The sequence below is a fragment of the Ligilactobacillus equi DSM 15833 = JCM 10991 genome (genome assembly GCF_000615765.1).
In the GTDB taxonomy this organism is placed as follows: Bacteria; Bacillota; Bacilli; order Lactobacillales; family Lactobacillaceae; genus Ligilactobacillus; species Ligilactobacillus equi.
Genome location: NZ_BAMI01000073.1, coordinates 1 through 7814 on the forward strand (window position 1 = coordinate 1; position 7814 = coordinate 7814).

Annotated in this window: 6 protein-coding genes and 3 pseudogenes; all 9 read right to left on the reverse strand. The window is 36.5% G+C overall.

Annotated features, from left to right (window positions below; genetic code table 11):
- Positions 1 to 294 (reverse strand): helix-turn-helix domain-containing protein (locus tag JCM10991_RS10700; RefSeq protein WP_025021476.1); only part of this gene is annotated, 294 nt, incomplete at its 3' end.
- Positions 295 to 435: 141 nt separating this feature from the next.
- Complete coding sequence (locus JCM10991_RS10705) at positions 436 to 672, reverse strand: hypothetical protein (protein WP_025021477.1); 237 nt, start codon at positions 670 to 672, stop codon at positions 436 to 438.
- Positions 644 to 2253: pseudogene (locus tag JCM10991_RS13830) on the reverse strand (peptide ABC transporter substrate-binding protein). The gene JCM10991_RS10705 and the pseudogene JCM10991_RS13830 overlap by 29 nt, the downstream one beginning before the upstream one ends.
- A 1-nt stretch (position 2254) precedes the next feature.
- A pseudogene (locus tag JCM10991_RS13835) lies at positions 2255 to 3176 on the reverse strand (ATP-grasp domain-containing protein).
- An 18-nt stretch (positions 3177 to 3194) separates the two neighbouring features.
- A complete protein-coding gene (locus JCM10991_RS10720) occupies positions 3195 to 4430 on the reverse strand; it encodes a dicarboxylate/amino acid:cation symporter (RefSeq protein WP_023860287.1) in 1236 nt (411 codons plus the stop codon).
- A gap of 146 nt (positions 4431 to 4576) precedes the next feature.
- Positions 4577 to 5014, reverse strand: a complete 438-nt coding sequence (locus JCM10991_RS14685) for a thioredoxin domain-containing protein (protein ID WP_023860288.1) — start codon at positions 5012 to 5014, stop codon at positions 4577 to 4579.
- Positions 5015 to 5398: 384 nt separating this feature from the next.
- Positions 5399 to 5866 carry an ABC transporter substrate-binding protein gene (locus JCM10991_RS10730; protein ID WP_025021478.1) on the reverse strand — a complete coding sequence of 156 codons (468 nt, stop codon included), beginning with the start codon at positions 5864 to 5866 and terminating at the stop codon, positions 5399 to 5401.
- 249 nt (positions 5867 to 6115) lie between these two features.
- A pseudogene (locus JCM10991_RS15935) lies at positions 6116 to 6232 on the reverse strand (copper-transporting ATPase); the annotation flags it as partial.
- 36 nt (positions 6233 to 6268) lie between these two features.
- Positions 6269 to 7777 carry a helix-turn-helix domain-containing protein gene (locus JCM10991_RS10735; protein WP_025021479.1) on the reverse strand — a complete coding sequence of 503 codons (1509 nt, stop codon included), beginning with the start codon at positions 7775 to 7777 and terminating at the stop codon, positions 6269 to 6271.
- Between the last annotated feature and the right edge of the window lie 37 nt (positions 7778 to 7814).

The following is a 7814-nucleotide window of genomic DNA, read 5'->3' on the forward strand; positions in this document are numbered from 1 at the left end:
AAACCATATAGATACCTGGGAACACAAGAGATTATGGGTAGACACAACTTCAGACATTGAAAGATCATTATTTAGGTAGTAGTTTATCACATAGAGCTTGAAATCAACAGTGAACTCACGTCTCGAATGCTGTAATTTCAATCCATCAGGACCATTCTGATTGTAGGTAGCCCACCATCGTTTAACGGTTCCTTTCGGTAGAGAATACTTGTGCTCTAGAGAGCGTTGTGAATAACCAGTATCCAGATATTCCTGAATAACATCTAATTTAAATTTTTGAGCATATTTAGTCATATAAAAAGCACCTCATAATCGTTAGATTTTGTCTAACAATTATAAGGTACTTCAACTAACCAAGAACAATTTTACACTAAGCATTGTTACCAATAAAAAGACACCTATTTTAAATTAACATAAACGCTGCTAATGTCCCCGTCACGAATTAGCAAAAGCATGTATTAGCCAACCTGCCATGATAGAAACATCCGCCTTAGTTTCATTAATATAGCCCACAATAAGGCCAATCACACCTGTAAAAATCACAATGAAAATTAACTGCAAACCAAAAGAGCATTTTTGAAGATTAGCAATCTTTATATAATCACCAAAAAGACTCCAGAATTTCCAGAGTCCGAGTAAATAATTATTTGAGATAAGCTTCTTTAAAATCAAACTTAACTCCTGCAGGGTGATAAAGATATCCATGCACCTGTTTTTTGACTAAGGCTGCTTGATTTTCTTGGAAAAGCGGAACGATAGCTTGTTCTTGGTCTAAAAGTTTTGACGCCTTAACTAAAAGTTGCCACCGTTTAGCTTTATTTCCTTCTGTTTGGGAAGTATCAATTAAATGGTTGTATTCTTCATTTTCCCACTTTCCGTGATTCCAAGCATTATCAGTCGTAAAGAGTTCTAAATCGCTGATTGGGTCAGCGTAATCTGCACCCCAAGCACTGATTACCACATCAAAATCACCTGCTGTTGAACGAGCTAACCGTGTTTTATAAGGAACGTTAGCGACACTAACCTTAATATTTGGCAAAGTTTCGTTTAACTGACTTTGGATATATTCCGCAACCTTCTTAGAAACATCTGTATCATCTCCCAATAAGGTAAATTGCACCGAATCTACTCCTAATTCATTTAAACCTTCTGCCCAAAGTTTTTTAGCTTTTTCTCTATTATAAGTCGTACCGTCAGCAGTTTTAGCCGCTTTGGCAAAGTCTACACCCTTAAAACTAGCCGTCCCGTCGGCCACAATCCCAGTAACCTTATTACTTCCTGCTCCTACAACATTTTTCGTCAAATTATCACGGTTTATTGCATAGGAGATTGCCTGACGAATCTTCTTATTTTGGAATTGCTTTTGTGTCTGGTTAAACTCAAGATATTGCGTCCGGGCATTCTTCCAAACTGTGTAAGCTGGATTTTTGACTAATTGCTTGGCTTGTTCTGAATCTAGCAATGTTTCATCTAGCTTATTAGTTTGGTATAAGTTATATGAAGTTGTGGTAGCCTTGGTAACCTTAAAGTTAATAGCACTAAGTTTCACATCTTTAGTATCCCAATATGATTTATTCTTGACCAACTTCCAAGTTAGACTTGTGCCTGACCAATTTTTCAATGTAAATGGTCCATTAGTTACCAAGTATTTTGAAGCTGTGCCATACTTTTTTCCATATTTTTCAACTGCCTTTTGATTTTGTGGGAAGAAAGTTGGCCTTGAAATCAAAAGCTGAAAATATGGAACTCTTCTTGTCAAGTTAACTTGCAGTTTATACTTTCCAAGGGCCTTAATGCCTAATGATTGTGGACTTTTTTCACCCTTAGAAATTGCTGGAGCATTTTTTACTGCATCAAAAGCATAGGCATATTGAGAGTTTGTCTTTGGATCAACTGTTCTTTGCCAAGCATAGACAAAATCTTTTGCTGTAACCTCATCTCCATTAGACCACTTAGTTCCTTTTCTCAAATTAAAAGTATACGTTTTACCCTCATTTGTAATCTCAGTTTTAGTAGCTAATGCAGGCTTTGGCTTTTCATTTTTATCTAGCGGTAAAGCCCTTCGCCAATGTTATTTAAAATACTGAAGCTAACGGCATCAGAAGCAAGCGATTGGTCCGCTGTCGGAAGTTCAGCTTGAATGCTCCAATTCAAAACTTGCTTGTCAGAACCTTGGTTCTTCTCATTAGAACAAGCAGCCAAAAGCGGACCTAATGTTGCTAATGCTATTACACTTAAAATTCGTTTTTTCATACTACTCCCTCTCGTTTTGGCTGAGCTGTTCCTTTAAGTAAGCTGCTAAATGCTTGTGAGCGAAGATTTGCGCCTTTTCTTCGGCAGTATTGTTATAGTTAGTATTAGTATTGATATCATAGACATAAATTTGGTGGTTTCCATCTTCCACCCATTCCACAGCCGCTACATCTAAACCATTTTCATGTAAGAAATATTCGTAGCTTTCACGTTGCTTACTTTCAAGTGGATCAATAATCTGAAATTTTTCTTCTTTTTGACCAATTTGGCATTCGTCAGAAGGACACAATTCAAAGCCCTGACTAGAGTCAATGGAAACTGTGTATAAGAACTTTTGACCGATAAATTCAGAACGCTTAACCCGACCGTCGTTTGGTTTAATGTACTCTTGTAATAAGGTTATCCCATCAACTGGCTCTTCAAAAGTATCACTATTTACATAAACTTCAAGCTCGGCTAAAGAGTTAAATAGGTATACTCCTGCACCCTTACCAGCTCGGTTATGTTTGGTAATAAAGGGATATTTATCTAATCTTTTGGCTGCTTCGACAATTGACTTTTTACCAATCGTAGCAATTCGTTTTAGGTGTTTTAATGCCACTTTTTTGAAGAGCTAAATATTGCTTAACCTTACTGATTTCAAGGTCAATCGCAGTAGTACCATTTAAAACCACGCGTCCATTATCTTCCAACCATTTAATAACTTGCTGTGAGAACTCAGGTGCAAAACGGTGATTTCTAGTATGCGACGATGCTGACATCCGGTTATAAAAGATTCCTTTAGGTGGTTGTTTCGATAAATCTAAGACACCTTCTGATAAATCCCATAATTCATAAGGCACCTTCTGTTCAATTAGTCTTTTTTCTAAATGTTGTGTCCATTCGTAGTTTTCATGTAAGACGTATACTTTTGCTTCTGTCATATTCAAATCCTCCATTATTTAGTCATGTGCAATCTTTGTTTGCAAAACCTTGACTGGTCTTACCTTACTTTGCTTACTTAAAATCTTAGCTGCTAAAGTATTACCTAAAACATTCAGCGCTGTCCGCCCAGCATTTGCAAAAAAGTCAACCGCAAAGATTAAAGCTACCCCTTCTTTAGGTAAACCAAGTTGTGAAGCAGTAGCTAATAAGACCACTATCGCACCGGAGGGAACCGTGGCAATGGTTTTACTGATAAAAGTTAACAAGACTGTTAAAGAAATAATCGTTGTCCAAGTTAAATTTATTTCATAAATATTAGCAATAAAGGCTATCGCAACCGCTAAGTAAACTACGGCTCCGTTTAAGTTAAAGGTATAGCCCAAAGGAACTATAAAATCACTCAAACTGTCTTCTTGATCATTTTCTTTGAGACGTTCCAAAAGCTTAGGTAAAACCACACTTGATGACCCCGTAAAAAACGCTAACGATAGTAAATCCTTGATGCTTCTTAAAATATTTAAGTAAGAAACTTGAAATAATAGTGCGATAAGTGGGAAAATCACCACTGCCAAGATTATATAAGCTACATATAACTCAACAACAAAAACGGCTAAAGATGATAAACTTGACCAACCTACTTTGGTAACATCAGCTGCAATGATACCAAAAATCCCAATTGGTGAAACCTTGATGATAAAGTCTGTGATTTTATATATAACTCCTACCCAAGCCTTAAAAAATTTGACTACCAAATCGGCTTTATCAACGCCATAAGCACCAATCCCTAAGCCTAAAGCAATCGCAAAAACAATGGACGATAGTAGACTGCCAGAAGCAAAAGAAGCGATAATATTTGATGGAACAATTTCATTTAAAAAGTTCCATAAATCGATTTTGTCCCCAATTTCCTTAATGCTAGCTGTTGAAGTTACATTGTTCACTCCCTTACCTAGATGACTAAAGTAACTACCCGCAAGAAAAATAAAGATTAACGTAGTAGTTATTACGAAGAAATAGATAAAAACTTTAGCCAAAACTCGGCCAAAATTTCTCTGTTTAAAAATCCCTACAACCGCTAAAGTTACCGTTGGAAAAATCAAGGGTAAAACAACCATGGTAATACTATTCAAAAACCAGGTCCCTAAAAGATCATAAAACTTAATAATCTGGGGCAGTAGCTTTCCGGCTATAATTCCTAGGACTAAGGCAATTAGTAACTGACTGGTAAATGGAATTTTGTTAATAACTTTCATAGATAAGACCTCGCTTGTTTAATGTGTGTTTTCTTCTCCTTTACCCACACACATGCAAGCCTTACCTCCACGAGTATTGCCCCGCCAAAAAGTTAACCAAAGTGTCGTTTTCTTATTTCTTTGTCTACTCATGGACATCCGCTCCCTTATTTTATGACATCATTTATTAGTAACGTTGGTAGACTTTCAATTTTATGTTCAATAACATATTGCAAAGTCTTAATTTGAGCCTTATTTACTGTTGTAGCAATCAAATCAGCAAAATTTTCTTTGAGATAGTCTTCAACATCTTCTTGTTCATTAAGTGTATCTTGAACCTCATAGATTGCTTTAATGTAAGCCAATGCTTTTTTAGGATCATCATAATCGATATAATCGTTTGCGATATTCCCATTTCTTAGTGGTTCTTTATCCTTATTCCAGAAATAAAGTTCTAATAACTCTTGGCCTTCTTTTGCAGCTTTCTCATGTGCTTCAAAGTTACTTTCAAACCATTGTCGACTATCAGGACAACCTAGATTTAAAACAACCGTCGCTTTATCCAAACCTGTTTTACCCAAAACTAATTTAAAATTATCTGACATGAAACATCCCTCCTGAAAAAAAAAGGTGAACCACGATAATGGTCCACCCGTTAATTCACATCTTTTTTTAATTTAGTCAACTGATTAGGGACACATTATGATTATTCGATTGTACGCCAAATTGCATGCTACACATCATGCAGCATGTCATCATAGTCATTTGGCTGTTCAATCGGTTAGTTATAATCATAAATATATCCTCCTTTGTTAGTTGATAGTTTTAATTATATTCACATTTTTGTTATTGTCAATAAAAATTACTTACTTTTCGGAAATTATTTTTTTCAAAGTTTAATCGGCTATTAAAAAGACTAAGGTTGCACAAGAAGCAAGCGGTATGCAACAAATAATGACTAGAAATCAGATTTCTAGCCATTGCTTGTATTATTTAACTGACATATCCCGGAAGATAAAGTGTCCGAAATTGTCGTAACCGACATTTTGAACTTTAGACTTAACCATTGTCGCTAAAGTTGGTTGATAAAGCGGTGAAATTACTGCTGTATCATTAACGACATTTGCTGCCTTTACTAAGTCATCCCAACGTTTAGACTCGTTGTTAACATTAGTGGTCTTTTCGACATTCATCAAGTTATTGAACTCTTGATTATCCCACTTGCCATAGTTACCTGAACCATCAACAGTTAGTAAGTTCAAGAAAGTGGTTGGATCAGCATAGTCAGCCCCCCAACCTAACAAACCAAAGTCAAATTCGCCGTCCATGTAACGTTGAATTGCTGTAGCCTTAGGAATGTTATTTAATTCCACAGTCAATCCAGGTAAGTTGGTTTCTAATTGTGATTGTAAGTATTCAGTCACATTCTTAGTCACCACATCATCGTAACTGAGCATCTTCAGACTGACCTTGTCAGGTATCTGTCAATTTTTTTGAGTAATTTCGTGCTTCCTACTTAAGTTCATCATTTTTTATTCTAGCAGCATGGGGTACCGTGTCCTTTCTGTTGGTTTTGTTTGAGAGAAGAAGGGGATATGGTACCCCTTTCTGTGTACACTTGTCAACAGAAATTTAAAATATTAAATACAAATCAAAAAAGTTCCCGGTGACTAACCGAGAACAATTTTACACTAAGAGCTTTGACACTAATTTTCACCTATTTTAACTTGGTTTAATAACAACGACGAACCTACCACACTAATTGAAGATAAAGCCATTGCTAATCCGGCAAATTCGGGACCTAAACTAATACCTAATTGTACTAAAAAAGAACGCTAGCTTCTGCTAACTGTTGCCACCTATTCAAAATCAGGTACTTCCTTATTACCAAACCGGCGCGGGATTAGTTCATAAAATTCCTGTCGACGCTTCTGACGAAAAGCTTGTTCAATCGCTTCAAAATTATCGATAACACTAGACAAACTCATATCAATCACCGTCGTCTTTGGCCCTAAAGGTAGACTACGTACATAAGCACTCAAATGTGGTGACACCAAAATAATTTCCGGTTTATCGGTAATTAATTGGCTCCAACGGTTCTGACCCGGAGCAAAATAGGTAATCCCTTTAAAACTGCCCTCATAGCGTAAATTAGCCTGTTCGACAATCGCTTGGTGCATCACCTGACTCATACCAACGATCCAACTCGTACATTGAAAATCCTCATGCAAAAAGAGATAACCTTGGATGTACATGGCCGTCTTATGATTCACCGCTGCAGGTAACTTTCGCTTAAAAGTCTTTTGAGCGATTTGTTCCAACTTATCCAAAATTACCTTAGAGATTTTACTGTGTTGAATTATTCTTTCTTCCGCATAAAAATCAGGGCGAAACACAAAATTTTCATAAAAAGTAACCTTGAAAATTTCTAAAATCAGCTTCCGTAAATAATCTGATTTAAAGAAATCAACCTCAAAGAATTCCGTAAACATCTCCGCAATTTTAGCATATTTAGGAATTGCATAAATCTTGTCATACCCTTCCTCAAAACGTTCTGGGGTCCACTTATCCATCAAGAGATAATTATCAGTCGTTATATAACAATATAAGGCGTACTCATAGTCTTTTTCGGTTAACTTATAAGGCAGATACTGATTCATACTGGTCTTAATGGCATCATAGACCCACCAGTTTTTGAAATTATCTAAGGCATCATCTGACCAATCAAGCTTAGAACTTTCCTCCCGACGGCAAAGCCCCACTACCAATAAGCGTTCAAAAAATCCAACCTGGAGGCGGGTCTGCTCCAAAAGTACCTCTGTTACTTGCTTATTATTAGCAATAATCCATTTGCGAACAAGTTTTTCAGTATTCTGGCTATTAGTATACACTGTTATCCCATAACGATGGCTTAGGAGGGCGATTAACGTCCGTTTGGAAAGTTCATTACCTTGAATCTCATTTTTTACTAACTGTAAATCATAAGATTCTAAGATTAAGCCAGCTTTTTTGCGTAAGCGATAAATACTAGCTTGCGCCACACCTAATACCTCTTGGACACGCTCATTACTTAAAGTTGGCCCTTCTAAAAAAGCATAACGCAAATACTGTAATACCTTGGATTCTTGGTAGACTTTAGAAATAATTTGGGACATCTGAGTACCAGACGTTGCATTAAACACATAATCGTTATCCAACTTAATTTGCGCCCCTAATTTCTGTAAGCTCGTAATGGCTTCTAAAACCTGCCGACGTTGGTAGGTTAAACGTTGGGCGAGCTCATCGACTAGACCATCACCTTTAATACTTAACAATTCCGCCACGGCCACCTTACGATTAATCCCTGGCTCTAAATGATCGTTAATCATATTCTTTCCCTCACAATTACTAAATATGATAAGTTAC

What these genes read in the sequence shown, in the direction of transcription:
- JCM10991_RS10720 (WP_023860287.1), bottom strand. Translation starts at nt 4,430, where the DNA reads ATGAAAGTTATTAACAAAATTCCATTTACCAGTCAGTTACTAATTGCC.
- JCM10991_RS10735 (WP_025021479.1), bottom strand. Translation starts at nt 7,777, where the DNA reads ATGATTAACGATCATTTAGAGCCAGGGATTAATCGTAAGGTGGCCGTG.
- JCM10991_RS10730 (WP_025021478.1), bottom strand. Translation starts at nt 5,866, where the DNA reads ATGCTCAGTTACGATGATGTGGTGACTAAGAATGTGACTGAATACTTA.
- JCM10991_RS14685 (WP_023860288.1), bottom strand. Translation starts at nt 5,014, where the DNA reads ATGTCAGATAATTTTAAATTAGTTTTGGGTAAAACAGGTTTGGATAAA.